General features: G+C 67.4%; 28 protein-coding genes and 1 tRNA gene. 12 read left to right on the top strand and 17 right to left on the bottom strand.

Features of this window, described 5'->3' with window-relative positions:
- Positions 1-176: 176 nt before the first annotated feature.
- The 5 genes from QH276_RS09650 to aceE form a co-directional block, all read right to left on the bottom strand.
- On the bottom strand, positions 177-1427 hold the full coding sequence (locus QH276_RS09650; protein WP_280397914.1) for a KasA/KasB family beta-ketoacyl-ACP synthase: 1251 nt from the start codon (positions 1425-1427) through the stop codon (positions 177-179).
- A 10-nt stretch (positions 1428-1437) separates the two neighbouring features.
- On the bottom strand, positions 1438-1740 hold the full coding sequence (gene acpM / locus QH276_RS09645; protein WP_280397915.1) for a meromycolate extension acyl carrier protein AcpM: 303 nt from the start codon (positions 1738-1740) through the stop codon (positions 1438-1440).
- A 127-nt stretch (positions 1741-1867) separates the two neighbouring features.
- Entirely contained in the window at positions 1868-2782 is a 915-nt protein-coding gene (locus tag QH276_RS09640; RefSeq protein ID WP_280397916.1) for an ACP S-malonyltransferase, read from the bottom strand.
- 128 nt (positions 2783-2910) lie between these two features.
- Positions 2911-4242, bottom strand: coding sequence for a PucR family transcriptional regulator (locus QH276_RS09635; RefSeq protein WP_280397917.1), 1332 nt, complete (start codon positions 4240-4242; stop codon positions 2911-2913).
- 10 nt (positions 4243-4252) lie between these two features.
- Positions 4253-7000 carry a pyruvate dehydrogenase (acetyl-transferring), homodimeric type gene (gene aceE / locus QH276_RS09630; RefSeq protein ID WP_432278587.1) on the bottom strand — a complete coding sequence of 916 codons (2748 nt, stop codon included), beginning with the start codon at positions 6998-7000 and terminating at the stop codon, positions 4253-4255.
- Between the two features lie 306 nt (positions 7001-7306).
- On the opposite strand from aceE, the gene QH276_RS09625 reads away from it, so the two are divergent.
- The 4 genes from QH276_RS09625 to QH276_RS09610 all read left to right on the top strand — a co-directional run bounded on the left by QH276_RS09625 (position 7307) and on the right by QH276_RS09610 (position 9051).
- A complete protein-coding gene (locus tag QH276_RS09625) occupies positions 7307-7861 on the top strand; it encodes a hypothetical protein (RefSeq protein ID WP_280397919.1) in 555 nt (184 codons plus the stop codon).
- 130 nt (positions 7862-7991) lie between these two features.
- Entirely contained in the window at positions 7992-8414 is a 423-nt protein-coding gene (locus QH276_RS09620; protein WP_280397920.1) for a DUF3052 domain-containing protein, read from the top strand.
- A 64-nt stretch (positions 8415-8478) separates the two neighbouring features.
- Positions 8479-8943 carry a peroxiredoxin gene (locus QH276_RS09615; RefSeq protein ID WP_280397921.1) on the top strand — a complete coding sequence of 155 codons (465 nt, stop codon included), beginning with the start codon at positions 8479-8481 and terminating at the stop codon, positions 8941-8943.
- Between the two features lie 33 nt (positions 8944-8976).
- A tRNA-Val gene (locus tag QH276_RS09610) sits at positions 8977-9051 on the top strand.
- Positions 9052-9197: 146 nt separating this feature from the next.
- Here the strand turns inward: QH276_RS09610 and QH276_RS09605 are convergent.
- Both QH276_RS09605 and QH276_RS09600 read right to left on the bottom strand, forming a co-directional pair.
- Positions 9198-9581, bottom strand: coding sequence for a hypothetical protein (locus QH276_RS09605; protein ID WP_280397922.1), 384 nt, complete (start codon positions 9579-9581; stop codon positions 9198-9200).
- Between the two features lie 390 nt (positions 9582-9971).
- Positions 9972-10463, bottom strand: coding sequence for an SRPBCC family protein (locus tag QH276_RS09600; protein WP_280397923.1), 492 nt, complete (start codon positions 10461-10463; stop codon positions 9972-9974).
- A gap of 333 nt (positions 10464-10796) precedes the next feature.
- Between QH276_RS09600 and QH276_RS09595 the strand changes: the two genes are divergently transcribed.
- Together QH276_RS09595 and QH276_RS09590 are read left to right on the top strand one after the other, a co-directional pair.
- Positions 10797-11123, top strand: coding sequence for a hypothetical protein (locus tag QH276_RS09595; RefSeq protein WP_280397924.1), 327 nt, complete (start codon positions 10797-10799; stop codon positions 11121-11123).
- Positions 11120-12283: a hypothetical protein gene (locus QH276_RS09590; RefSeq protein WP_280397925.1), complete on the top strand. Its 1164-nt coding sequence runs from the start codon at positions 11120-11122 to the stop codon at positions 12281-12283. The genes QH276_RS09595 and QH276_RS09590 overlap by 4 nt, the downstream gene beginning before the upstream one ends.
- Before the next feature lie 47 nt (positions 12284-12330).
- Here the strand turns inward: QH276_RS09590 and QH276_RS09585 are convergent, their stop codons facing one another.
- The gene (locus tag QH276_RS09585; protein WP_280397926.1) at positions 12331-12828 is read right to left on the bottom strand and encodes a MarR family winged helix-turn-helix transcriptional regulator; all 498 of its coding nucleotides are present in this window, start codon (positions 12826-12828) and stop codon (positions 12331-12333) included.
- A 96-nt stretch (positions 12829-12924) separates the two neighbouring features.
- On the opposite strand from QH276_RS09585, the gene QH276_RS09580 reads away from it, so the two are divergent.
- Positions 12925-13356 carry a nuclear transport factor 2 family protein gene (locus QH276_RS09580; RefSeq protein WP_280397927.1) on the top strand — a complete coding sequence of 144 codons (432 nt, stop codon included), beginning with the start codon at positions 12925-12927 and terminating at the stop codon, positions 13354-13356.
- Positions 13357-13389: 33 nt separating this feature from the next.
- On the top strand, positions 13390-13929 hold the full coding sequence (locus tag QH276_RS09575; RefSeq protein WP_280397928.1) for a nuclear transport factor 2 family protein: 540 nt from the start codon (positions 13390-13392) through the stop codon (positions 13927-13929).
- Positions 13930-14006: 77 nt separating this feature from the next.
- Here the strand turns inward: QH276_RS09575 and QH276_RS09570 are convergent, their stop codons facing one another.
- Entirely contained in the window at positions 14007-14297 is a 291-nt protein-coding gene (locus QH276_RS09570; protein ID WP_280397929.1) for a hypothetical protein, read from the bottom strand.
- Positions 14298-14590: 293 nt separating this feature from the next.
- On the opposite strand from QH276_RS09570, the gene QH276_RS09565 reads away from it, so the two are divergent.
- A complete protein-coding gene (locus QH276_RS09565) occupies positions 14591-14917 on the top strand; it encodes a hypothetical protein (protein WP_280397930.1) in 327 nt (108 codons plus the stop codon).
- A 138-nt stretch (positions 14918-15055) separates the two neighbouring features.
- On the opposite strand, the gene QH276_RS09560 is transcribed toward QH276_RS09565, so the two are convergent.
- Together QH276_RS09560 and QH276_RS09555 are read right to left on the bottom strand one after the other, a co-directional pair.
- Positions 15056-15583, bottom strand: coding sequence for a phosphotransferase-like protein (locus QH276_RS09560; protein WP_280397931.1), 528 nt, complete (start codon positions 15581-15583; stop codon positions 15056-15058).
- 94 nt (positions 15584-15677) lie between these two features.
- Positions 15678-16757 carry an NAD(P)-dependent alcohol dehydrogenase gene (locus QH276_RS09555; RefSeq protein ID WP_280397932.1) on the bottom strand — a complete coding sequence of 360 codons (1080 nt, stop codon included), beginning with the start codon at positions 16755-16757 and terminating at the stop codon, positions 15678-15680.
- 97 nt (positions 16758-16854) lie between these two features.
- Here QH276_RS09555 and QH276_RS09550 point away from each other — a divergent pair, with 97 nt between their 5' ends.
- Positions 16855-17535, top strand: a complete 681-nt coding sequence (locus QH276_RS09550; protein WP_280397933.1) for a TetR/AcrR family transcriptional regulator — start codon at positions 16855-16857, stop codon at positions 17533-17535.
- Between the two features lie 90 nt (positions 17536-17625).
- On the opposite strand, the gene QH276_RS09545 is transcribed toward QH276_RS09550, so the two are convergent.
- On the bottom strand, positions 17626-18726 hold the full coding sequence (locus QH276_RS09545) for a GGDEF domain-containing protein (protein ID WP_280397934.1): 1101 nt from the start codon (positions 18724-18726) through the stop codon (positions 17626-17628).
- A gap of 493 nt (positions 18727-19219) precedes the next feature.
- Here QH276_RS09545 and QH276_RS09540 point away from each other — a divergent pair, with 493 nt between their 5' ends.
- On the top strand, positions 19220-19873 hold the full coding sequence (locus QH276_RS09540; protein ID WP_280397935.1) for a hypothetical protein: 654 nt from the start codon (positions 19220-19222) through the stop codon (positions 19871-19873).
- A 128-nt stretch (positions 19874-20001) separates the two neighbouring features.
- Here the strand turns inward: QH276_RS09540 and QH276_RS09535 are convergent, their stop codons facing one another.
- Together QH276_RS09535 and QH276_RS09530 are read right to left on the bottom strand one after the other, a co-directional pair.
- Positions 20002-21246 (bottom strand): MFS transporter, encoded by a 1245-nt coding sequence (locus tag QH276_RS09535; protein WP_280397936.1) that lies wholly within the window; start codon positions 21244-21246, stop codon positions 20002-20004.
- A gap of 395 nt (positions 21247-21641) precedes the next feature.
- Positions 21642-22259 (bottom strand): TetR/AcrR family transcriptional regulator, encoded by a 618-nt coding sequence (locus tag QH276_RS09530; RefSeq protein ID WP_280397937.1) that lies wholly within the window; start codon positions 22257-22259, stop codon positions 21642-21644.
- 97 nt (positions 22260-22356) lie between these two features.
- On the opposite strand from QH276_RS09530, the gene QH276_RS09525 reads away from it, so the two are divergent.
- Complete coding sequence (locus QH276_RS09525; RefSeq protein WP_280397938.1) at positions 22357-22824, top strand: hypothetical protein; 468 nt, start codon at positions 22357-22359, stop codon at positions 22822-22824.
- Between the two features lie 69 nt (positions 22825-22893).
- Here the strand turns inward: QH276_RS09525 and QH276_RS09520 are convergent, their stop codons facing one another.
- The 3 genes from QH276_RS09520 to QH276_RS09510 all read right to left on the bottom strand — a co-directional run bounded on the left by QH276_RS09520 (position 22894) and on the right by QH276_RS09510 (position 25871).
- Entirely contained in the window at positions 22894-23424 is a 531-nt protein-coding gene (locus tag QH276_RS09520; protein ID WP_280397939.1) for a DUF3145 domain-containing protein, read from the bottom strand.
- Positions 23425-23520: 96 nt separating this feature from the next.
- Positions 23521-24351, bottom strand: a complete 831-nt coding sequence (locus tag QH276_RS09515; RefSeq protein ID WP_280397940.1) for a serine hydrolase domain-containing protein — start codon at positions 24349-24351, stop codon at positions 23521-23523.
- Between the two features lie 389 nt (positions 24352-24740).
- Positions 24741-25871, bottom strand: a complete 1131-nt coding sequence (locus tag QH276_RS09510; RefSeq protein WP_280397941.1) for an NDMA-dependent alcohol dehydrogenase — start codon at positions 25869-25871, stop codon at positions 24741-24743.
- Between the last annotated feature and the right edge of the window lie 309 nt (positions 25872-26180).

Here is a 26180-nt window from a genome sequence, read left to right as displayed (position 1 = left end):
GGGGGCGGGGGGGGGGGGGGGGGGCGGGGGCTTGTGGCGCCCGCGCCCCCCCCCCGTGTGGGGGGGGGCCGCCGCCCGCCCCCGGGGCCCCCCCCCCCGGGGGGGGGCGCCCCCCCCCCCCCCCCCCCCCCCCCGCACTGGGTCGTCGAATCTATTCGGTCAGGTCCGAAAGGCCGTCAGGCCCGACCGAAGGCGAGCGCGACATTGTGCCCACCGAAACCGAACGAGTTGTTGATCGCGTACTCGATCTCCTGGCGGCGGGCTTCGCCCTTCACCACGTCGAGGTCGATCTCGGGATCCTGGTTGTCCAGGTTCAGGGTGGGCGGCACGATACCGTCCCGGATGCTCAGCACCGTGAGCACCGACTCCAGCGCGCCGACGGCACCGATCGAATGACCGAGCGCCGATTTGGGCGCGTAGACCGAGGCGTGGTTGCCGACGGCCTTGTTGATCGCCTTCGCCTCGGCGGTATCGCCGATCGGGGTGGCGGTGGCGTGCGCGTTGATATGGGTGATGTCCTTCTTGGTCAGCCCCGCGGTCTGCATGGCCCGGGTCATGGCGCGCGCGGCGCCGGTGCCCTCGGGGTCGGGTGCGACCAGGTGGAAACCGTCGGAGGTGATCCCGGCGCCGAGCAGGCGGGCGTGGATGGTGGCTCCGCGCGCCTTGGCGTGCTCCTCGGTCTCGATGACCATCAGCGCGCCGGCCTCACCGAAGACGAAACCGTCACGGTCCTTGTCGAACGGACGCGAGGCGGCCTTCGGATTGTCGTTGCGGGTGCTCATCGCGCGCATCATGGTGAACGCCGCGATCGGCACCGCATCGATGAACCCTTCGACGCCACCGGTGACGACGATATCGGCGTCACCCATGACGATCATCCGCCAGGCGTTGGCGATGCCCTCCGAACCGGACGAGCATGCCGAGACCGGAGTGACCACTCCTGCCCGGGCCTGCAGCTCGAGACCGACGACGGCGGACGGCCCGTTCGGCATGACCATCTGAACAGCGAGCGGCGAGATCTTGCGATAGCCCCCGTTCTTCAGTTTGTCGACCGAATCGATGAGCGCGTCACCGCCACCTAGTCCAGTGCCGATGGCCACACCCAGCCGGTCCGGATCGACCTCCGGGCTGCCCGCATTGCGCCACACCTCGCGACCGAGCACGGTCGCGAGCTGTTCGACGTAGGCCATCCGGCGGATCTCGACCCGGCTCAGCAAGCTTTCGGGACGGACCTTGAGGTGGCCGCCGATGCGGACGGGAAGGTCGTATTCCTCGATGAAGGAATCCTCGAGAACGTCGATTCCGCTCTCGCCGTTGAGGAGTCCCTTCCACGTCGCATCGACGTCACCCGCGATGGACGTGGACGCCGCCAGGCTCGTGACGACGACGTTCGGGAAGTTCCCGTTCAAGGTGGAAGGAGTGGTCACGGTGTCGGCCCTACTCGGCGCTGTCGAACTTGGCCTTGAGCTCGGCGGCCATCTCGGCGTTCTCGGCCTCGAGCTTCTGGACGTAGGCGACGGAGTCGCCGACGGTCTTCAGGCTGGCGAGATCCTCATCCGGGATCTTGACGCCGTACTTGTCCTCCATCTGCACCGCGATCTCGACCATCGACAGGGAGTCGATGTCCAGGTCGTCGACGAAGGACTTCTCCATCGTCACCTCGGAGGGCTCGATACCGGTCACCTCTTCGATGATCTTGCCGAGTTCCTCGACGATTTGTTCCTGGGTCAGAGCGGCCACTTCGTGGCTCCCTTCTTGTTTCTTCCGTGTAGGGCTCTACAGGTTTTGTCGGGCCGAACCGGCGATCGGTTACGCCGTTCGGGTGCCGTGACTTCCCGGGGGTCGGGAAAACACGGCCGCAGGCAAGCTAGCCGGTGCTCGTGAGCCCGGCCAGCGCGGGGATGTCCTCGGGCGTTTTCAGCGCCAGGTTGGGGGTGCCCTTGAGCTCCCGTTTGGCAATGCCGACGAGGGTTCCCGCCGGTGGCAGCTCCGCCACCGCCGAAACGCCGGCCTGCCGGACCGTTTCGGTGCACAGGTCCCACCGGACGGGCCGGGTGACCTGCGCGGCGAGCTTAGCCACCGCGTCGGCACCGGATTCGACCGGCTTACCGTCGGCGTTGGACAACAGTGTCCGGGTGGGCTCGTGCGGGGTGATCTCGGCGATCGCCGCCGCTACCGCCTGCTGGGCCGGCGCCATGAACTCGGTGTGGAACGCACCCGCCACCGGCAGTGCCCGCACGCGCGCCTTCTCCGGCGGATTCGCCGCCAGTTCGGCGAGGGCATCGAGCCGGCCGGCCGCCACGATCTGACCGGCGGCGTTGCGGTTGGCGGGCACCAGCTCCAGTTCTTCGAGCCGGGCCAGCACGGCGGCCTCGTCGCCGCCGAGCACCGCGGACATACCGGTGGGCTCGAGCGCGCACGCTTTCGCCATTTCGGCACCGCGGATAGCTGCCAGGGTAACCGCTTGGTCGGCGGAGATCACTCCGGCGACAGCGGCGGCGGCGAGTTCACCCACCGAATGGCCGGCCACGATGGTGCCGGCCGGTACCCGGTTCTCGCCGATCTCGGCGTAGGCGAGCAGCGCGGCCGCGACCACGAGCGGCTGGGTCACCGCGGTGTCGGTGATCTCTTCGGCGGTCGCCTCGGTGCCGAGCCGGACCAGATCCAGACCCGATTCCTTCGACCACAGTGCGAGGCGGTCATGCGCGCCCGGCAGGTCGAGCCAGGGCGCGAGCATGCCGGGTGTCTGAGAGCCCTGTCCAGGGGCGAACAACGCGATCACGTACCTAAGAAAACACTGTGAGGGCACTCTCGCGAGATGTCGACGCGAATGAAGCTTGCGGACGGCTTTTGTATGGTCCCCACAAAAGCCCGCGTGGGGTGTCCGGATCGACCGAAACGTCCCAGCCGTTACAGCCCATCTTTGTCGATTGGGACAAAAGATTCTTCTGGTACAGATGTTGACGATTCGTTACGAGTTCGTGTCAGCCGGCCCACTGTGGCGGCGATTCGCAGCACGTAGGCGTCGCGCGGATTCAATGGATCACGACCCGTGACTTCACTGATCCGCTTCAGGCGATACCGGACAGTATTTGGATGAACGTACAGTTGCCGAGCGCACATCTCGACCGCACCGCCGCACTCCAGGTAGGCATCGAGGGTGTCCGCCAGGGCGGAACCGGCCGAGGCCAACGGAAGGACAAGGTACTCGACAAGTGCGTCCACCGCAGCTCGATCACCGAGCAGGGCACGTTCGGGCAACAGTTCCATCGCGTGCACGGGTCGCGGGGCATCGCGCCAGCCGATCACGGCCTCCATCCCGGCCAGCGCCTCGAGCGCGCTGTTGTGGGCGGCACCCAGCGTGCGGGTGGTGGGCCCGATCACCACGGGACCGTCGGAGAACGCCTCGGTGAGCAGATCGTCCATGAACGACGAGGAATGCGGTGGATCCAGATGACCGCTCACCACCATCACCAGCCGCGACCCCTGCACCACCGCCAACGCCGCGCGTCCGTGCCGGGCCGCGATGGTGTGCACGGCGCCCACCACCGAGACACCCTGATCCAGCGGCGGGGTGCCCACCAGCACCGTGGCGGGCGCGGTGGCGTCCCAGTTCAACGTGGCCGCCCGGGAGAGCATGTCCGGGCCGGTGTCCCCACGTACCACCGCGTCCACCACCAGCGCCTCCAGCCGGGTATCCCAGGCACCCCGGGATTCGGCCGCGCTGGCGTACACCGAGGCGGCCGCGAAACCGAGCTCACGCCCGTATCGCAGCACCGCCTCGGTGAGCGCCACCAGCTGGCGATCGTTACGCGCCAGCGCGGGCAGCCACTGTTCGAAGAACTCCATGGCCACCCGCACCATGTCCACGGTCTGGCGCAGCGTCAGCCGCCGCGCCAGATCCTGTGGAATCACCTGGAAGGCGTCGAGGCTGAACCGGATATCACTGTCCGGGTCCTGCAGCCATTCCAGGAAGTTGACCACCGCGGTCTGCACCAGCATCTGCACGCCCGCGCGCTGCGCGGCGTCCAGATCGGCGAAGAACGGCAACCGGTCCTGCATCGACCCCACCGCCTCGGTGGAGAGCCGCCCGGAGAACTGCTTGACGCGTTTGAGCAGTGTGTCCGGAAGGGGGTCGCGGGTCTGCCGGTTCGGCGACAGCGCACCGGTCGGCAGATACACCTCGTGCTGGGAGGAGCCCTCGGTGACCCGGCGGGGCCGCGGTGGTCTGCGTTCGATCATCGAGTTGTCGTCACTCCGCGTCTCCTGCCCCGCCGGCGGTGAACGTCTCCGCGGCGGCTACATCGTCGATCCGGTACCGGGCCGCGGCCTCGGCGGCCTTGGCGGCATCCATCTTGCCCATCCGGGCAAGTCCCGCCAATGCGGCGACGGTGATGGATTCGGCGTCGACGTTGAACACGCGGCGCGCGGCCGGGCGGGTATCGGAGAAACCGAACCCGTCCGTGCCCAGGGTGGTGAAATCGCCCGGCACCCATTTGCGGATCTGGTCCGGCACCGCGCGCATCCAGTCCGAGGCCGCCACGAAGGGCCCTTCGGCACCGGCCAGCGCCCGGGCGATATAGGGCTGGCCCGGATCCTCACCCGGATGGTGCAGGGCCTCGATCTCCAGTTCGAGGGCCTCGCGGCGCAGCTGGCCGTAGGAGGTGACCGACCAGACGTCGGCGGCCACACCCCAGTGCTCGGCCAGCAGCTGCTGGGCCCGCAGGCCGTCGGGCACGGTGACGCCGGAGACCAGGATCTGCGCGCGCACATCCCCCGCCCCGCCCTTGCGGTACAGGTAGATGCCCTTGAGCAGGCCGTCCACATCCAGGTCCTCGGGCTCGGCCGGCTGCTGGTAGGGCTCGTTGTACAGGGTGAGGTAGTAGAAGATGTTCTCCCCGCCGAAGCCATCTACGCCCGGCGTCCCGCCGTACATCCGGCGCAACCCGTCCCGCACGATATGGGCGATCTCGAAGGAGAACGCCGGATCGTAGGACACCACGGCGGGATTGGTGGCCGCCAGCAGCAGCGAATGCCCGTCGTTGTGCTGCAGGCCCTCACCGGTGAGCGTGGTCCGCCCGGCGGTCGCGCCGAGCACGAATCCGCGGGCCAGCTGATCGGCCGCGGCCCACAGCCCGTCACCGGTGCGCTGGAACCCGAACATCGAATAGAAGATGTAGAGCGGGATCATCGGCTCACCGTGCGTGGCGTACGAGGTGCCGACCGCGGTGAACGAGGCGGTGGACCCGGCCTCGTTGATGCCCTCGTGCAGGATCTGCCCGACGGTGCTCTCCTTGTAGGCGAGCATCAGTTCCGCGTCGACCGAGGTGTAGAGCTGGCCGTTGCGGTTGTAGATCTTCAGCGACGGGAACCACGAGTCCATGCCGAAGGTGCGGGCCTCGTCCGGGATGATCGGCACGATCCGCTTGCCGATCTCCTTATCGCGCAACAGCTCCTTCATGAGCCGCACCAAGGCCATGGTGGTGGCCACGTTCTGCTTGCCCGACCCCTTGCGCACCGATTTGTACGCCTCGTCGCCCGGCAGTTTCAGCGGTGCGATATTCGTCCGGCGTTCCGGCAGGAAACCACCGAGCGCCTTGCGGCGATCCAGCATGTACTGGATCTCCTTGGTGTCCGGACCCGGGTGGTAGTACGGGGGCAGATACGGATCCTTCTCCAGCTCGGCGTCGCTGATCGGGATCCGCTGCAGATCCCGGAAGTCCTTGAGATCCTGCAGGGTCAGTTTCTTCATCTGGTGCGTGGCATTGCGGCCCTCGAAATGCTTACCCAGGGTGTAGCCCTTGATGGTCTTCGCGAGGATCACCGTGGGCTGGCCCTTGTGCGCCAGCGCCGCCGCGTACGCGGCATACACCTTGCGATAGTCGTGACCGCCGCGCTTGAGGTTCCAGATCTCCTGATCCGACAGATCCTGCACCAGCGCTTTGGTGCGCGGATCACGGCCGAAGAAGTGGTCGCGGACGTAGGCGCCGTCGTTGGCCTTGTAGGTCTGGTAGTCGCCGTCGGGGGTGGTGTTCATCAGGTTCACCAGCGCGCCGTCGCGGTCGGCGCCCAGCAGCGCGTCCCACTCCCGGCCCCAGATCACCTTGATGACATTCCAGCCGGCGCCCCGGAAGAACGATTCCAGTTCCTGGATGATCTTGCCGTTACCGCGCACCGGGCCGTCCAGGCGCTGCAGGTTGCAGTTCACCACGAAGGTCAGGTTGTCCAGACCCTCCATCGCCGCCACATGCGCGAGGCCACGCGATTCGGGCTCGTCCATCTCGCCGTCGCCGAGGAACGCCCAGACGTGCTGGTCGGAGGTGTCCTTGATCCCGCGATCGTGCAGGTAGTGGTTGAACCGCGCCTGGTAGATGGCGTTCATCGGGCCCAGGCCCATCGATACCGTGGGGAATTCCCAGAAATCGCTCAGCAGCCGCGGATGCGGATACGACGGCAGACCCTTGCCGAGGCCGCCGTGGCTGTACTCCTGGCGGAAACCGTCGAGCTGGTCGGTGGACAGCCGGCCTTCGAGGAAGGCGCGGGCATAGATACCGGGCGAGGCGTGACCCTGGATGAAGATCGAATCGCCGCCGCCGGGATGGTCCTTACCGCGGAAGAAATGGTTGAACCCGACCTCGTACAGCGCCGCCGACGACGCGTAGGTCGAGATATGCCCGCCGACCGCGATCCCCGGGCGCTGTGCCCGGTGCACCATGATGGCCGCGTTCCAGCGGATCCACGCCCGATAGCGCCGCTCGGTCTCCTCGTCGCCGGGGAACCAGGGCTCGTTCTCGGTGGGGATGGTGTTGACGTAATCGGTAGACGTCAGCGAAGGAATGGAAACCCGCCGCTCACCGGCGCGCTCGAGCAGCCGCAGCATCAGGTAGCGGGCCCGGCCCGGGCCTTCGCGCTCGAGCATCTCGTCGAAGGATTCGAGCCATTCGCTGGTTTCCTCCGGGTCGATATCCGGTAGGTAGGAAGCCACTCCTTCACGAATCACGCGGACTCGGCCACCGGGCGGCGCGCCGTGGGCGTCGCGGGGGGTGGGAGCGGAACCCGGCTCAGCGGATTCCGCCGGGGCGCCAGAGTGGATCAGATCGGTCAAAACTGCTCCTCGTACAGGGGGTGGTCGAGCTGATGGCTGCGGTAACCCCGGATGGCCCGCTGGTGTGCGGATCACCCGTGACGACTTGTCCGGGCGCGCCCGCGTCCTTGCGTGGCGCGTCCCACATCATCATGTCAGCCGACCATCCAGTACCGTTCGACAGGCAGGGCTACGCAGTGGTAACCGAGGAGTCGGAGGACGATGCAAGGGCTGGACCCGCGCCGATTCGGGCTGGTATGCGCCGCGGCGGCACTGGTCACGGGCGTGACCCTGGCGGGTTGCGCGAACCGGATCGAAGGTGTCGCGACACCGAACGCCGCCGAGGCCACCGCCTACCGCAACCTGGCCTCCTCCTCGGCCGCGGCCGCCACCTCGTCGCAGATCGCCGCCGCCCGCGACCGGGCCATCGCCGACAACTGCACCTTGTTCCCCGGCACCACCGGCGCCGGGGTGACCAAGTACAACGAGTTCGTCGATGCCCACGACAGCAACGCCCCCGATTACGACGCCAAACGCGACGCGGCCGTGACCGCGCTGAACGACGCCGCGAACCAGGTGCAGGGCCGGGCCGACGCCGCCGGCACGAATCTGCCCGAGGATCTGAAGGCGAAACTGGTCGAGTACGTGAACGCGGCCCGCGCGCTGTCCCAGGCCACCGGCGCGATGACCTACACCTCCCCCGTCGGTCCGCTCAACGAGGCGAGCCGGCGCGTGAACGACGCGCGCAACGTAGTCCGCGATGCCTGCCCCGGCTGATCCTTATGGCCCGTCACCAGGGTTTTGTCGCGACATCAGAAATTCGATCTACCCGATCGGCTTGCGTTAGGGCCGATAACCATGTTCGCTTGCAGATATCTTGTAGTCGGGAGTTGAGGAGGACGCCACCGTGGTCGCCGCGGCGGACGATCAGAATTTCGCTCAGAAGCTTGGCATCACCCACGGCATGGTTGTCCAGGAGCTGGGCTGGGACGAGGACACCAACGACGACCTCCGGGCCGACGTCGAGGAGACCTCCGGCGGTGAACTGCTGGACGAGGACTCCGACGAGGTCATCGATGTCGTCCTGCTGTGGTGGCGGGACGGCGACGGCGACCTGGTCGACGAGCTGATGGAGGCGATCGGCCCCCTGGCCGACGACGGCTTCATCTGGGTGCTGACCCCCAAGACCGGTAACGACGGGCACGTCGATCCCAGTGAGATCGCCGAAGCCGCACCGACGGCCGGTCTCACGCAGACCTCGGCGATCAAACTCGGGGAATGGTCCGCCAGCCGGCTGGTACAGCCCAAGGCGCCGACCAAACAGCGCTGAGCCGCCCACAGCTGTGCCGCACCTCCGTGGACCGGATGGGCGGCAGGAGATTCGGAGGAGATCCATGCCCCTCGAAGTAGGCACCCAGGCGCCGGAGTTCACACTCAAGGACCAGAACAATCAGGAAGTCTCGCTGTCGGATTACCGCGGCAAGAAGAACGTCCTGATCGTCTTCTACCCGCTCGCCTTCACCGGCATCTGCCAGGGCGAGCTGTGCAAGGTCCGCGACGAACTGCCGCGCTTCCAGAACGACAACGCCGAGATCATCGCGATCTCGGTGGGCCCCCCGCCGACCCACAAGATCTGGGCCGCGGAACAGGGCTACACCTTCCCCCTGCTGTCGGACTTCTGGCCGCACGGCAAGGTCGCCCAGGACTACGGCGTCTTCAACGACACCACGGGCTTCGCCAACCGCGGCACTTTCGTCGTCGACCGCGAAGGAATCATCCGTTTCTCGGAGATGAACGGCCCCGGAGAGCCCCGTGACCAGGCGGCTTGGGAGAAAGCGCTCGCCGCGCTAGATTCATAGACCGTTCCCCCCGGACAACGCTCCGGGGGCTACGGGCGTATAGCTCAGCGGTAGAGCTCTGGTTTTACACACCAGCGGTCGGCGGTTCGAACCCGTCTGCGCCCACCAGGAAGCGCCGGCTCGGCGCACCCAACGCGCCCTTGGACGCCGCCTGCCTACTTCGCCAGGTGCGGCGCATCTGGGTCTCCGAGCCATCCCCGCAGCAAGCTGGCCGGATCGTGACGCCGCGCGGAGCAACAGTCCGCTCTACCGTGTCACCTGATTTCGATTGTTCCGTCGAACACCAGTGGCGTGGGCCCAGGCATGCAGTCACGGAATGAGCTGGTCGGCATCGGGACGCCGTATCCGATCATGTTCGGTGCGCCGTCCTGCCCCTTGGCCACGGTAATTTGTATGGCCATCGAATCCGGTGCGAAGACCATCACCGGCTGGGCGGTGGTGATCGGGTACACCAGCGACACCGTATTGCCCTGCACCCGTAGGCAGGTAACCGGGCCGGTAACCTTCACCGGCAGCGGCGTGTTTCCGAGCTGCCCGGTCGCACTGTACGTGCCGGTAGCGGGTCCGTCTCCTTGTCCTTGCGCATCGACGCGCAGGACGTTCAGACCCAAGACCTGCATGCTGCCGTTGATCGTCACGCTCGCAGGCGCCGCACTTGCCTGCCCCGCCGCGGCAACCGCGACCGCTCCCGCCGCAGCTGCCGAGACGCACAGACGGGTAAGCCATGTCCTCATGACGAGACCTCCGAATCGTAGGTTTGCGGACGGCGGATACCCGGACTCCGGCTACCTACACACCGGACCACGGCCGTCGGACAACACGACGAACGACAGATGGTTTTCGCTGGTCGGGACGACGTGGATTGGTGCGGCGCCCCCGCATCATCGGCAGGAAACAGACTTGGTCTTCGGTCGATCGGCCGAGAGCGCTTGTGGTGGCCGCGCTCGGCGGTGACCCGGCGCCACACCTCGACGAGGCAGCCGAGCAAGCAGCCGGACTCGCCAACGCGCGGCCGGGTACATCGATATTCAGTCCGTCGCGTCGCGGACGTCCTTTCCCTGCTCGGCGAACGCCTTGAAGTCCTGCATGTGCTGTAGCGACTGCTTACGGAAGGAGCCCGACAGCAGACGTCCCAGCACCTTCATCACAACACTCTTGAACCGGTATTCGCTCTCGGCCTCCCAGAGCGTCTTATCCTCGCCGGCGTCGGTCAGCCGGTCGCGCTCGACGCTCCACATACCCGGGCCGACGATCTCGCGGTCGAAATGGACGACGGCCGTTTCCGGGATATCGCGCAGATCTGCCGGTTCCCGGCGGGTGATGGTCTCGGTGCACTCCATCCTCCGCTTACCCATCTCCAGCACGACCCGCGACTTCGTACCGAGTTGCCCGTGCTCCCCGCTCAGCGGCTCGTGCAGCACCAGGCCCCGCAGCCATTTCGGCAGATGCACCGGATCCGCGAGCAGCTCGACCACCTTCTCCCGCGGCAGGGCGATCTCGATGGAGACGGTGTATTTCATAGGGCGCATCATTCCTTTCTTCCGCGCGTGAGACAACGTGCCGCCGGTACGCGTGTACTGGCCCATCGCCGCTGCCGCGATCGGCGAGCTGGTCGCACAAGGCGACATCACCGGCAGAACCGGGACCGTGCGGGTACCTCACACGTCCTGCTCGTCCGGCTGGAGCCGGGCATGAACTGCCTGTGTTTCCCGGCCCGGGGCGGGGGCACCGAGTGGGCGGTTCAGCTCCGCATGCAGGAGCCGAGAGACTCGGGCAAGATCGCGGTCACGCGGGAAACCGGCCCCGAAGCAGGCAACCAGTGAGGCGATCGCGGATCGTGGAGGGAGAGGCCGATGCGGTTTGTGAGCTACAACCTGCTCGACTATGGTCTCGACACCAGCAGTGAGGGCCGCGCGCACCGGCACCGGGTGCATGAGGTCATCCGGGAGCTTCGCCCCGATGTGCCGGCCGTGCGGGAACTCCGGGCACACACCCAGCAGAGCCGGCACCCCGAGTTCGTCTGCCGATGCCGGTGGGACTGCGGCTCCCACGACCGCCGGAACCGGCAGGCCGACCGCGAACCGGGCGAAGTCCGCTACGCCGGCGGACTCACCGTCGCTGCCGTAACCCTCGGCGCGCCACAGCCGTCCACCGCAGGGCACTGGCCGGTCGGAAAGTGAGCAACGGCGCGATCAGGGCGATGCTTCAAGCCCTCGAAAGCCTGAACCACAGTGTCAAGAGGGCGGGCGAAACCATCGCGAAGCCTTTCTACAAGGAAAGGTTTGTTCATCCTGTCGAGAAGGATGCAGGCGGGGGTCCGGCGGTGCCGGAACGTATCGGGGCGGCTCGTCTCGACCCTCCCACAGTCGATAGTCGTGACGGCAGGGGCACCGGGCCTGTAATACGCCCGCAGGAGATCGAATCGCGGTACGGCATCCCAGCCGCGCGGCAGCAGGAGTTCCAGGCCTACGCCGACCGAAACGACTTGATGATCTATGTGCGGCCGACGAATCCGGACTCGGTGCGGTGGATCCAGGACGGCTCACCCGGTAAACCGGAGCTGATCAAGTTGAAGACGATCAATGCGCTCGATGTCGAACTCGGCGCCCCGGCCGACAGGCAGGGCCTGGTCGGATACTTTCGGTTCCCCGAGTCCGGGCCGGGCGATCTACGCCTTCCTGAGCGCGGCACCATCCCCGAGCAGCACTGGAATCGCTTGCGAGCCAGGCTGGATCAGCGCATGCACGAATACCGGACGCTGCAGCCGAACATGGCGGCCCACATCGGCGCCGGCCGCTTCCAGGTGCACGACGGGGTGGTGTACGGACGTGACGCCGAGGGTGAAATGCGGCCGCTCACCGGGGATCACGACCTGTTCGATATCCGCCACGCCGACGGGCGCAGGCTCACACCCGAAGAGAATTTCCTGCATTTCGATCAGGCACACCTACGCGACATGGGTGTCGAGCATCCACCGCTGGCACACTGGAACCCGATAACCGCCGGCGACTGGGGCGAATACCGGCGGCTGATGGACTCGCACGGCCCTGACGGCGAACCACTGGTGCTCTTCGCACCGCGTCAGGAGCCCACGCTCGCCCACGTAACCCCAGCCCAGCGCGCCGAGATCGCCGAAGACCGCGCCACCCTGCTACAAGCAGCGTTGCAGGACACCCAGACCCGCCTGGATCATTTGCGTGCCGTGTTCCCGGAACGTCGAGAGGACATCACAGAGCTGGAACTGCAGACCGGCGAAATCCACCAGATGATCAACCGGAATCTGGACGAAACTACGGGCACTCACCACGAAGACGCAGTCCCGCACCCAGGCGAGACATGATCCTCAATCCGCCACGTCTACGCCAAGATTTCCGGATCGCCGGCAATTCAACCCGATAGTCCGGTGCCACCCGCCGTGGTGGCGAGGTGGGCGTTGATGCGATTGAGCAGCAGGAAAAGCTGCACCCTCTCCTCGTGGTCGAGCGGGGCCATGATGTGGTTGTTGACACCGTCGAGGACTCCGTCGAGTTCGGTGAGGCGGCGCTCCCCCGACTCGGTGATGGTGATGACATTGCGACGTTTGTCGGCAGGGTCGGGTGCGCGGCGAACCCACCCGCCGTTCTCGAGGTCGTTGAGGACGGAAACGAGGTCGCTCTTGTACACCCCGGTCCGCTCGGACAGAGCCGCCTGGCTCGCCGGACCGAAATCGGCGAGCGCGGCCAGCACCACGAAGTGGTCCTTGCGCGCCCCCGCGGCATGCAGCGCCTCGCGCGAGACACGTGTCATCTGCGCGGCCGTCATCGAGGTGAGGCGTGACAGCTGCCCCTTCAGCCGCGTCGGGGTGCCGTCACCGTGATCGAAGCGCAGTTCCTCGCCGGTCTCCATGCCCAGAGCCTACCGCGCTTGCGTTAGTGCCACTAACGATCTACATTCGTTTATGTCACTAACGTTAGTGGCACTAACAGATTGAAGGAGACCGCCATGGCCGGCACCGAAGCTCTGATCCGCGACCTCACCGACCGCGCCGAATTGGCCGAACTGGTCGCCCGCCACAGCCTGTGGGTCGACGAGGGCTGCACCGGTACCGACCGGCTCTTCACCGAGGACGTCGTGGTGACTTCCATCCGGGGGGAAGCGCACGGCATCGAGGCACTCACCACCCTCGCACGCAAGGGGCACGACGCGTACGCCCGCACCCTGCACATCAAGAGCAACCTCGTGATCGAGATCGCCGGCGACACCGCAACGGTGCAGGCGCACGACCTCGCCGTCTACGTCCTCGACGACAAGTCGGAGTCCGTCGCGGCCGCGATCCACCGCTACCGGGCACGGCGCGGCACCGGCGGCTGGCGCTTCGACCGGCTCGACGTATCCCCGGTGGCGCTGACCGCACCGCTGGCCCGGGCACTCTAGACCGATTCGGAATCGAGAAAGACTATGCGGCACATGTTGTTCCGGGCCGTCGCTACCTGCGCCGCCGCCCTCACGCTCACCCTCACCGCCACCGCCTGCGGCACCGACGACACGGCCTCACCCGAGGGCCACATCTCCGCCACACCGACGAAAGACAGTGCCATGCCCACCTCCGCTTCGACCGCCGACCGTATCGAGATCGCCGACCTGTTCACCCGCTTCGCGCGCCTGCTCGACGAGCGGCGCTGGGACGATGCCGGCACCGTGTTCGCCGCCGACGTGCAGGTCGACTCACCCCGAATCCAAGTCCGCGGGATCGACAAGGTCGTCGAGTACATGCGCGGCGCCGAGGTCGACGGGGAGCACTCCCAGCACACCACCACCGACCTACTGGCGACCGTAGACGGCGACCGGGCAGTGGTCGAAACGAACTCGCTGGTGTTCTATTACCGCGAGGGCCGGCCTCCGCACCAAACAGCGGGCCTGCCCCAGACCTCCACCGCGGTCCGGACTTCGGCGGGCTGGCGACTCAGCGAGATCCGAATCACGCCCGCCTGGATCCGCAAGGACTGATCCCGCACGAGAACCTATCGCGGCCTTGCCGTGGTGTCCCGTGACCCGATCCACCACCGGAACACCGCGGCCACCCGCTACAGGCGTGGATCGTGGACCAACCGGAAATCGTGTAGCGGCTCCTCCCGAGAACCCGCGGCGGTGAACTCCCGGCCGACGACCTCACCCGCGGGCATATCGCAGTCTCGGCCCATCACAGCAGCCGACAGCACCAGCGGCGCTTCGTAGTTGTGCCAGGGCGTCACACAATGGGCGTCGTCGCCGACGGTGAGTGCTACATAGACCGGCACGCGCCCGTCCGGCAACACCTCGTAATCGTGGCCCGTGGGTGGTGCATCCCAGTCGACGCCGGTGAATTCGTCGCTCATGAATCCGTTCCTCCCTCGTCACCCTCGGGCCATCCTTGCGCACCCGTCGATCGCCGGTCACCGTTTCGGCCTACACACCGCCCACACCAATACCGCCGCCTGTTGGCGGCCTACAACGGCGCAGCCCGGGCACTCATCGAAGGGGCACTCGAGCGGCGTACGCGGAGGGCAGCGGAAACCCCGCGCTATCCGTAGGTCCACGGGTACGGGGCCGCGGGTTCCTAGGCTTCGGGGCGCACAACGGGCCCGGCCGACCGGCGGTGGCCTTCGGTACGTCGAGAGGAGTAGGTGCTGTGCGTTGTTCGCGAGTACTGACCGGGTGCGTCATGGCCGCCGTGTTCGGTTCCGGAGGATGGGCGCTCACTGTGCCGGTGGCCCAGGCCCAAGACGTGCCGGCCTACCGCTGCGGGATCGTGCAGCCAGGAGCCGATAGCGGTGACGGCCGGGCGAATGTGCTCGCCCGGCACTGCCACGCCGACAATGACGTTGCGCCGGAGGAGGGCGAAGTAGGCCAACTGGTGATCACTACGCCGCAGGGGCAACGGGTGACCTGTGCACGGGGCGAGGTTTATTCGGAAGAGGATACCGTCGTGGAGGGCTTCGACTGCCAGCCCGGTTGATCGGTACGGGCGACGTCATGACATGGAAGCAGTGCACGCCGAGCTGACCATCGCTCGGCCGGTCGAAAACACATGGCACGAGCAGATTTCGCGCTGCTCGCAAGCTGGACGCCTCTGATCGCGCAGCCCGGGCGCTCGTCAAAAGGAGCGCTCGGGCCGCGCACAAAGGCGGGTTGAGGCCGAGGCGGTCCGACTGCACCGCGATCGCCCCGAAGCACCGATCGGACAGCTCCGCGACCGCATGGGCCCGATACCTGCTTCGCGGCCCGTCGAGCCGGAGCCTGTCCCATCCATCGGACGGACCCCAACTACGTTCGGTGCCGAGCCGCAGGACGATTCTCGCCGGCCCCGCCGGGGTTCCCGTGGTTGTGTCGACGACCAAGTCGTAGGGGTAGCCGTGACCGTGTACTGCATGGAAGTGTCCCCGGGCCAATCCGGCCGGGTTCTTGCGACCCTTTCCCGCTGCTCGGCGACCTCCAGCGGGCAGGTGACGGCGACGAGCCGCACGTCCAGGCCGGCCAGTGCTTCACTCCAGACCGGCAGCAGGTCTGGGCTCAGGAGCATTTCGTCGATGACAAGGTTGTCGCCGCCGTGGGCGAAGGCGGCGGCCGCGGTGCACGCGGAGTGCAGTATTCGCCGGCCGACGGGACCGTAGCGGATGACCACAACCGGGTGGCCGCCGTCCGGCGGGATGGTGCGGTCGTACCAGAATCACTCGCGGCTGAGTGGGCCGTCGCGCCACCGCCCCAATTCGGAGGGATCAGGCCGAACAGTGTGTCGATGCCCCAGTAGACGAACGGGGTATCGCTCTCCTCCTGGAGGGCGCGTCGAAACCGGCTCGGGAAGGATCGGCAACGGCTTCCCCTGCTGCCCCTCTACCCGACTTCGACCACATATTTGCCCTGCACCCCGCCGGCTTCCAGCGCCCGATGCGCCGCGGCCGTCTCCTCCAGGGGAAAACTGTGTCCACTGCGGGGCGCAGCTTGTGTTCGAGCACGTGGCGGGCGAGGTCGTCGAGATCCTCGCGCTGGGGGTTGCCGCTGAAGAAACGCACCCGGCCGGACCCGTGCACGGCGCTGGCCAAGATATAGCCGAGGGAGGTCGCGGCGCGGGCCGGGTCGAAGGCGATGGTGACCATCCGTCCGCCGGGGTTCAGCAGGCGGCGGTAGGTCCGCATGCCGGAGCCCACGGTATCCAGCACGACATCGAAGCGGCCCAGGTCCTCTGGACGGACGGTTCGGTGGTCGAGGGCACGATGGGCACCGAGGTCACGGACGAAGCCGAGGTTGGCGGCCCGAGCCAGGGCGGTGACCTGGGCACCGGCCGCGCGGCCGAGTTGTACGGCGGCGTTGCCGACCCCGCCCGCCGCACCGCGGACGAGCAGGGTTTCGCCGGGGCGCAGGCCGGCTTTGTCGCGCAGCGCGGTGACCGCGGTGGTGGCCACCGGTAACGCGGCGGCGGCCACCATGTCCAGCCCGGCGGGGACGCGGCCGAGCCGCGCGGCGGGGACGGTCACGTATTCGGCCGCGCTGCCGAACCCGGCGGTGCGGCCGAGGACTCCCCACACCCGGTCCCCCACCGCGACCCCACTCGCGCCCCTGCCCAGCGCTGCGACCTCGCCGGTGAAGTCCAACCCGACGCGCTGGGGAAACTTCCGGCCGGTCAGCAGCCGGACGCGACCGGCACGGGCGGTCAGTTCGCCGCCGTTGACGCTGAACGCACGCACCTTCACCAGTACCTCGCCGGGCGCCGGGTCGGGTCGCGGTACCCGGCCCACATAGAGCACTTCGGGACCGCCGTAGCGGTCGAAGAGCACTGCTTTCATCATGCGGTCGTTCATCGTCCTACCTCTGCCGGGACTGTGCGGGGAACCGGCTCCGACCGTAGGCTCTCAAACGGACGGAACCGTCCGTTTATGCGGGAAGCGAGAGATACCGATGGCCGAATCCTCTCGGATCACCGAGCCCACCGGGGTGCGGGCCGACGCCCGGCGCAACCGGGAACGCATCCTCGGCGCGGCCCGGGCGGTCTTCGCCCGGCACGGGATAGACGCCCCGATGGCGACCGTGGCCCGGCGCGCCGGTGTCGGCGTGGCGACCCTCTACCGGCATTTCCCCACCCGGGACGCCTTGGTCCGCGGCGCGTACGCCCAGCAGATGCACACCTGCGCGCGAGCGCTTACCGAAGCCCTGGCCTGCGCCGACCCCTGGCAGGGCTTTCAGCACCTGATCGAAACGGTGTGCGAACTGCAGCGCGAGGAGCGCGGGTTCCCGGCCGCGTTCGTCGCGGCCTTCCCGGAGACCACGGCCGAACACGCACAGGCTCGCGAGCACGCCGAGCGCGACCTCATGATTCTGATCCGCCGGGCGCAGGCGTCCGGCGCGCTGCGGGCCGATTTCCGGCCTTCCGATCTCGCCGTGGTCATGCTGGCCCACTGCGGCCTGGTCACCGCGCTACCGGACGACCGCGCGGCGTCGCGACGGCTGGTGGCCTACCTGCTCCAGTCGTTCCGGGCCGACGCCGCCGACGGGCCACTACCACCACCGGCCGCGCTGTCCCTGCGTAGTCTCCCGCTTGCCGGGGACAGTTCTGGGTCACGGCGGCCTGCGAAGGTCTGACCTGCGGCAGCACTGCTGGAGGGCGCCGGCCGGCAGGCGTACCGAGAACACCGCCCCGGCTGCGCCCATCCCGAACCGACCTCGGCCGCGCTATCCGGGCACGGGGTGCCGGTGGCCCTGCGGCGGGGTGAGTTCGTCGACCACCACCAGGTTGCCGCCGGACTGTTTGGCCCGGTACATGGCGGCGTCGGCGGATTGCAGGAGACGGTCGGGGGTCGGGCGCGGGCACTGCGGGCAAACCGTCGCGTCGAAGATCGCAACGCCCACGCTCGCGGTGACCTCCACCGTGGTTTCCGGCGGTTCGGCGACGGCGCTGCGCAGGCGTTCGGCTTCGGCGCGGGCGGCCACGACGGTGATGGGGGCAGCGACCACGAACTCCTCCCCGCCCGTACGCGCCACCACCGCCGCCTCCCCCGCGGCATCGTGCAGGCGGCGGGCCGTCCGTACCAGCACCGTATCGCCGACGCGGTGACCCCAGGTGTCGTTGACGCTCTTGAAACGGTCGAGGTCGAAGGTCATCACGCAGATCGCGGGATACCGCTCCACCAGCTGCGGCAGCCGGCTCTCCAGGCCACGGCGGTTGAGCAGTTCGGTAAGGGGATCCGACAGCGATTCGGTGCGCAGCAGCCAGTACATGAGCTGCAGTGCCGGCAGCACGCTGACAGCCGACACGAGCAGCAGCCCGACCGCGACGGCGAGCCGCATATCTCCACCCCCGGTGGCGATCCGCACCGCGAACGCGATCCCCGACAGCACCGACCACACCGAATGCGCGGCCAGCACCCGGGCGCTGTGGAAAAACCCCACGTAGCTGCCGGTGATCAGCAGCAGCACCGCACCCATCGCGCCGAACAGCCGGTCCTGCACCTGCAGGAACTCCATGGTGAACAGCACGTCGGCGAAGGCGATGAGCAGCAGCGATTCGGTCTTGCCCGGCCAGGGCAGCAACCACCAGCGCAGTGCCCACAGCGCCCCGGACACCACTCCGATCGTCGATGCCACACCGGGGTTGCCGGGCGGTCCCACCGGCGAGCCCGCGATCACCGCGCCCATCACCGCGATCACCGCACCCGCGACGCCGATCAGTATCTTCAGCGGCCCCAGGGCGGATCGGGCCGCCAGGGTCCTGATCAGCCAGCGGTAATCGACGGGATCGCCCCACCAGGCTCGCAGTGTTTTGCTGTCATTCATCGACTCACCCTTGGTCCCGACCGCGTTACCCACCGTCGCTCGTACCGGGTGTGAGAGTTCTGCGAAATCTCACCAGCTCATCCGGTGCAGTCTAGGCCGAACGTACTCATATCCGGCACGCGACCATGTGTCCCAGCCCACGAACAACAGCCCGGGCGCATCGATCCGGCCCGTATTCGATGCCCGCATCGCGCAACAGCTCATCCGCCCGCGACACGCCGATTCCACAGCACACGCCGTACGCAATATGGCTACACAGCCATCCATCTCTAACTTTGCCGCATGGTCGGAGCCCAGCATGAGGCGATGCATCGGATCTTCCGAGACGATCCTGGTGTGTTCGCCCGCGCCATCCACGAACTGAATCTGCCGTTCGGGGAACCGGACATCGGTCGAGATACTGCCGACCGATGTCACCGAGATAGAGCCTCTCGAACGCCGGATCGACACGCTTCTTCGCATCACGACGCGGGACGAGATCTTTCTGCTGGCAGTGGAGGCCCAGCGCAGTGAGGACGCCGACAAGCTCATTTCGTGGCCCTACTACCTGACCTACTTACACAACCGGTACAAACTCGTTCCGCACCTGCTGGTGATCTGTCAGGACGAGAAAATCGCACGCTGGGCGGACAGACCGATTACCGCAGCATCGAACGGCCGGACCAGCTTCGTCGTCTTTCCGCTGGTCCTCGGCCCCCACAACGTCCCGATCGTGACCGATCCAGCAGAGGCGACAGCCGATGTCCCGTTGGCCGCGCTTTCCGCCATCACCCACGTGAACGACCCGTGTATCGGTGCCATACTGAAGGCACTGGCCGGCGCGCTGCAGAGCATCGACGAGAGCGACGCCGAAGTATTCGCCCTGCTCACCGAAGCCGGCCTCGGGAAGACCCCGGCCGGAGACACTTGGAGGCACCTGATGACCCTGACTTCGTCGATGATCCGCACGGTGACCACCGAACGCATTCGCGACGAAGGCCGTGCCGAGGAGGCTGCGGGCAGTGTCATCAGGGTCCTGGAGCGCCGTGGGCTTACGGTAAGCCCCGAGATCCGGGACAGGGTCGAGTCCTGCACGGACCTCAATCTTCTCCGTGATTGGCTCGACCGCGCGACCACCGCTCCATCCGCAGAAGAAATCTTCAACTGAGCGGTCTTCGCGCAGCTCCTATAGCTGCACGACGGATGGCGGATGGCGGGTCGATGGCTTCGGGTACGGCATCGGCCGGTTCGATCACGTTGCAGTTGATGGCTGCGGCGGCCGGACGGCACGCTCCGTCAGGCATCCACGACTTGTTCCTCCCGGGCCACGGGGTCTGATTCCGCCGCAAGGCGGCGCGGACGCGGTGCGCGCAGGGCCGGCAGAATTGCGGCGACCGCCAGTACCGCCAGTACGACACCGAGCACGATCGGGGCACGCAAACCGAATTCGGGAATGAGCCGGGCACCGATCGCCGAGCCGAGTACGACGCCGAACGTGATGAACGAGGTGTGCACCGTGTTCACGAGTACTCCGGTGCCTCCGGCGCGCTGGACGCGCACCGCCATCGCGGGGTTCATGGTGACGCCGACGAGACCGATGCCGAGCATGAACAGCACCGCGAGCGACTGGGAACCGGCGCCGAGAGCGAAACCGAGGAGAAAGACGATATTCAGCACCGTACCCACCAGTAGCGTCGGTACGGTGTGGTGATCGGCCAGCCGGCCGACGACGTAGTTACCCAGCAGAGTGGCGGCGCCGTAGGCGAGCAGGAGCAGCGGTACGGCGTCTTCGGAGAAGCCGGTGGTCCGGGTGAGAATCGGGGCGAGGAAGCTGAAGACCGAGAAAGTCGCGCCGATGATCAGCGTGCTGGAAACCAACGCCAGCAGAAGGCCGGGGCTGCGGAAGGCCCCGAGTTGCTTCGCGAACGTTTCCGTCTCGCTGTCCGGTGCGCCCGCATCGCCCGGGTCGCGGACGAGAGCCATGGTGAGCGCCGCTGCCACCGCGGTGAGGACGGCGACCGACCAGAACGCCGCCTGCCAGCCGAATCGGCCGCCGATGAAGGTGGCCAGCGGCAGGCCCAGCAGGGTACCGAGCATGAGACCGCTCATCGCGACACTCACCGCCCGGCCGCGGATACTCGGGTCGACCAGTCGCATGCACAGCGAGACGGCGAGGCCGAAGAACGCCTGCGCGGCGATACCGGTCACCACCCGGGCCACCACCATCACGGCATAAGTGGAAGCCAGCGCCGCCAGCAGGTTACCGGCGAAGAAGACGACGAAAACGATCATGATCGCGGCCTTCGGCGGGATCCGCAGCAGCGCCAGGATGAGCAGCGGGCCACCCAACGCCATGGCGACGGCGAAAACCGTGACGAGATACCCGATCTGCGCGATACCGGTGTCCAGGCTCTCGGCCAGTTGCGGCATGAGGCCGGCGACGGCGAATTCGCTCGTGACCATGGCGAAGACGCCGGCGGCGAGCACATATACCGCGGCGGGGACCGCGGGTGCGCGACCGCTGGGCAAGGTCGATGTCAACGAAACTCTCCTGACTAGTTTTGAAATGAACGTTCTAAAATCCGGCGCCGATGGCATCGCTCCCACAGGACTCCGAGCCTGCGCCCGCCGGTTGAGTGCTGGGACGCGGCGGGCGTCGCACACCTCTCGCGCGCCTGCCGAAAAGCGCGCTCAGCCGGCGCGGACCGATGGCGCGCCCGGATCTCGGCGCCACCTGACCCGGACGCGAGACCCCCGGCACTCAGCGGCATATCGGCGCCACACGCCGACCCGACCACACAGGGCGGCGCACGGGCCGTCATCGCCGCGGTTGCGGTCGGCGCAGTTTTACTGCGGCGGGTCGAGCGCAGGCGCATATTCTGTAACAAAATGTCCAGAACTGCTCCGCGCCACAGGGCCTGCCCGCACATACCGGCTCAGCCGTCCAGCCGCTGCGGCCGCAGCCCGCGCAGGGTAGCCGCGATGATCTCCTCGGACCACGCCGCCGCGACCCGGCCCTGCGACGACACCCGCAACCCGGCGACCGCCGAGTTCACGAACGCCGCGAGACCTTCGGCGGAAATGCTCGTGGTGATTTCCCCGGTCGCCTGACCGGCCCGCAACAACGTGGCGAGCAGTTCCAGTCGCGCCGCCGTATCGCGGCCGATCCGTTCGACGCTCGATTCATACGCGGGATCGTCGGCGAGTTCGGTCACAGTGTTCACCGCGAGACATCCCCGCGGCGCACCGGACGCGGCCCGTTCGGACTCCTCGGCCGCCACCCGCCGGAGCAACGTCTCGATCCGTTCGAGCGTCCCCCGGGCGGTGTCACCGACCACTTCGGCCGTACGTGCCAGCGTGTGGTCCAGGTACGCGTCGAGACATTGCGCGAACAAATCATCCTTGCTACCGAAGGTGTTGTAGAGGCTGCTGCGCCCGAGTCCCGTTGCGCGACAGAGGTCTTCCGCAGTGGTGGCATGCAGGCCCGCCCGCTGGAACTGACTCGTGGCGGCCTCGATGACCTGTTCGCGTTCGAAGCTCCGTGGCCGTGCCATGATCCGACCCTAACGGATTCTGTAACGAATTGTCCATAATCCGCCGGGGAGCGCGCACCCCGTTGCCCCGACCGTGGGCATTCGCGATGATGGGCCGATGAGCAAGGTCACGCTGTCGACCGAACTGCCCATACCCGCACGCGACGCCTGCCTGCTGGCACAGCGCCCGGAACTGTTCGAATACGTTGTCGCACCCTTGCTGAGCGTGCGCGATCTCGACTTCCCCGACCCGATCGCGCCGGGGGTTTCCGGTTCGGCGCGGCTGTGGTGGTTCGGCCTCGTCCCGAGCTGGACCCATCGACTCACCCTGATACACCTCGGACCCACCGAGATCTACACCAACGAGGGCGGCGGTCCGGTCCGCGTATGGAACCATCGCCTCACCTTCACCCCGCTCGACGAGAACCGGTGCCGATACACCGACGAGATCGAGGTGGCGGACGGCTGGCGCGGGGTCGGCGTCCGGCTCTTCGCGCGGCTCATGTTCCGGCACCGGCAGCGCCGCTGGCGCGAACTCACCCGGGTGCTGGCGGCAAGCGGCTGGGTCCGCGGGGAACCGCGGTAAGCCACGCAAGAGCCGGGTGGAACCCGCAACAGGCGGAAGCACCCAGTGCCCGCCTGCCGGGCGCGGTGCTCAGCCCACGTCGCGGCGCAGCCAGGTGATCTCGGCACCCTCGCTGCCGGTGCGGTAGACCTCGAGGTCCTCGTCCCAGGCGGTACCGAGCGCTCGATCGATTTCGGCGGAGAGGTCGTAGGCCGAATACCGGCCCAGCTCGCGGGCGGCCTGCAGCATGACCCGCAGCCGCATCTCGCTCACCATCACATCCCCGTTGGCACTGGTGGCGCCGTGCCACAGGCCGAGGTTCGGCACGAAACTGTAGCGTTCACCGTCGACCCCCTCGCTGGGATCCTCGGTGACCTCGAACCGCAGCACCGGCCACGAGCGCAGCGACTGGGCGATCCGGGAGGCCGTACCGACGGGACCCACCCATTCGGTGGTGGCGCGCAGTTGGCCGGGTGCCGCGGGTTGCGCCGTCCAGCGCAGTCCGGCGGGGCTCCCGAGCGCGGCCGCGAGCGCCCACTCGATATGCGGGCACAGCGCGGTGGGCGACGAGTGGATGTAGACCACACCCGCCGTCTCCGCGTATCGAGTCGATGCGCGCACCACGTACACCTCCGGTTTCGACGATGCTCGTCTTCCCCAACGATCCCGTCGACAAGGCGTTGCCCGAGTGTACTCGAGTGCCCGGTGTTACATGTGTTACTGCGCGGCTGTGTTGCGGGCGAGTGTGGCCTCGCCGATCACCGAATCACTGAACGGAGGCCATACTTCACGCGACCAGTCGCCGAAATTCTCGTCGCTCAAGGCGACACATGCCACCTGGACCTCCGGGTCCACCCAGATGAACGTGCCCGACTGCCCGAAATGGCCGTATGTCCGTGGCGAGTTCGCGGTACCGGTCCAATGCGGTGATTTACCGTCGCGGATCTCGAAACCCAGCCCCCAGTCGTTCGGCCGTTGCGAGCCGAACCCCGGCAGAACCCCGTTGCTGCCGGGAAACTGGACGGTTGTCGCGGCGGCATGGGTCTGCGGCGAAATGAGCCGTGGCTCGAGCAGTTCGGCGGCGAAACGCAGCAGATCGGCCAGGGTGGAATGCGCGCCGTGCCCGGCCGACCCGGTGAGTTCGGAATCCGGCATCCCCAGCGGCTCGAAAACGGCCTCGCGCAGGTACTGCGGGAACGGGATCCCCGTGTGCCCGGCGACGAAATCGGCCAGCAATTCGAAACCGGCACTCGAATAGATCCGCTTGGCGCCGGGCCGGGCGAGGATATCGGTGGTGTCGAACGCGACCCCGGAGGTGTGCGCCAGCAGGTGCCGGACGGTCGAGCCCTCCGGCCCCGCGGGCTGGTCGAGTTCGATCGCGCCTTCTTCCACGGCGATCAGCGCCGCATAGGCCACCAGCGGCTTGGTCACCGAGGCGAGCCGGAAGACTCGCTCGGGCGCCCCGGCCGACCACCGGCCGTCACGGGTGACCACGCCCGCCGCCGCATTCCGGACCGGCCACCGCTGGATCTGCTCGAGTGCGCGCACACCCCCGAGATTACGAGACTGCGCAGTTCGCGCGGAATCCGCCCGAGCGCTCGTGCGCACCCCGCCGCCGGACAAACCGGAGAACGCAGCGGACTCGGCGGACAGACACCGACCGGGAGCGCCGTCACCCCGGACATTTCTCCGATCGGGTGCAGCGCAGAGCACGTCGGCCGGAGGGCTCCCTCTACGCTGTGCCGGGGCGCCCCCTGCCCCGCGAGTGAAGTAGCCGGCCCATCGGCGGGTCGATATCCCGATCCCGGCTGCGCGCTCGCAGCCGAGTCACGCTCAGGATCATCCGGCCGAAACCGGGGCCGCCGGGCCGGTGTGCGACCGCCCGGCAGCCCGGAGCGCGATCCGCGAGCGCCCCCGGTTACTCCCGCCTCGGGAATTCAGCGATCGGCATCGGTGTACTTAATAATGCCGCGAATATTCTTGCCGTCCAGCATGTCCTGGTAGCCCTGGTTGATATCTTCCAGCGCATAACTGCGGGTGACCATATCGTCCAGGTTCAGCTGACCCGACTTGTACAGCGAGAGCAGCTTCGGAACGTCCTGGCGCGCATTGCCGCCGCCGAAGATGCAGCCCTTGACCGTCTTCTGCAGCATGCAGAGCAGGAAGTTGTTCATCTTCACATCGAAGGCGTCCATCCGGCCCATGGAGGTGACCACCAGCGTGCCGGCCTTCGCGGTGAGGATCAGGCCTTCTTCGATGTATTCGCCCTGCATCTCGCCCATGGTGAGAATGACCTTGTCGGCCATCCGGCCCTCGGTGGCCTCCATCAGCGGCATGATGGCGTCGGCCATGCTCGCGTAGGTGTGGGTGGCGCCGAATTTCTTGGCCTGCTCCAGTTTCCACGGGTTGGGGTCGATGGCGACCACCTTCTGCGCCCCGGAGAGCACCGCGCCCTGCAATGCGCTCATCCCGACACCGCCGATGCCCACGATGGCCGCGGTCTCCCCCGGCATGACATTGGCGACGTGGGTGGAGGACCCGAAACCGGTGGGCACACCGCAGCCGACGAGGCAGGCCACCTCGAACGGGATCTCGGGGTCGATCTTGACCACCGAGGTGTGATGGACCGTCATGTACGGGGAGAACGTCCCGAGCAGGCACATCGGGATGACGTCCTTACCGCGGGCCTGGATCCGGAAGCTGCCGTCGCTGACCGACTGCCCGGAGAGCAGGCCCATCCCGAGGTCGCACAAGGCCATGTTCCCGGATACGCAGGCCGGACAGCGGCCGCAGGCCGGGATGAACGACAACACCACGTGATCGCCGACGGCGAGGTCGGGCGGAGTGTTGGGGCCCAGTTTGGTGATGACGCCCGCGCCTTCGTGGCCACCCATCGCCGGGAAGGACGGCATCGGGGTGGCACCGGTGACCATGTGGTGGTCCGAATGGCACATACCGGCGGTTTCCATCCGGATCTGCACCTCACCGGCGCGGGGATCGCCGAGTTCGATTTCCTCCACGGACCACGGCTCGTCGATCCCCCACAGGATCGCGCCCTTCGTCTTCATTCGTGTCCGACCTCTCGCATGCGCGGGCTTTCATGTGACAGCCTCCACACTACGACACGAACTGGAACACGTTCTAGTGGGTTGGCGAAGAATTTCCGCCGAGAACCGGTCGGCCGACCATACTGCCGCTGCCACCACCCGTGCGCCGCGCAAACCACACCTGATCCGCCCGCGTCCACCGCCGATACCGCAACGGCCGTCGACCCGGCCCCGAACACGACGGCGGCCCCCCGCAAAAGCCGGGGGGCGCCGCAGCGCCCGAAAAATTAAACAAGTTCAAACACCCACACGCCGCGCGCCCCCCCGCAC

Origin of the sequence: Nocardia carnea (assembly GCF_029869215.1) — a bacterium.
Classification (GTDB): Bacteria; Actinomycetota; Actinomycetes; order Mycobacteriales; family Mycobacteriaceae; genus Nocardia; species Nocardia carnea_B.
Note: the sequence above shows the minus strand (reverse complement) of the source record. Positions and strands in the feature narration are given on the sequence as shown.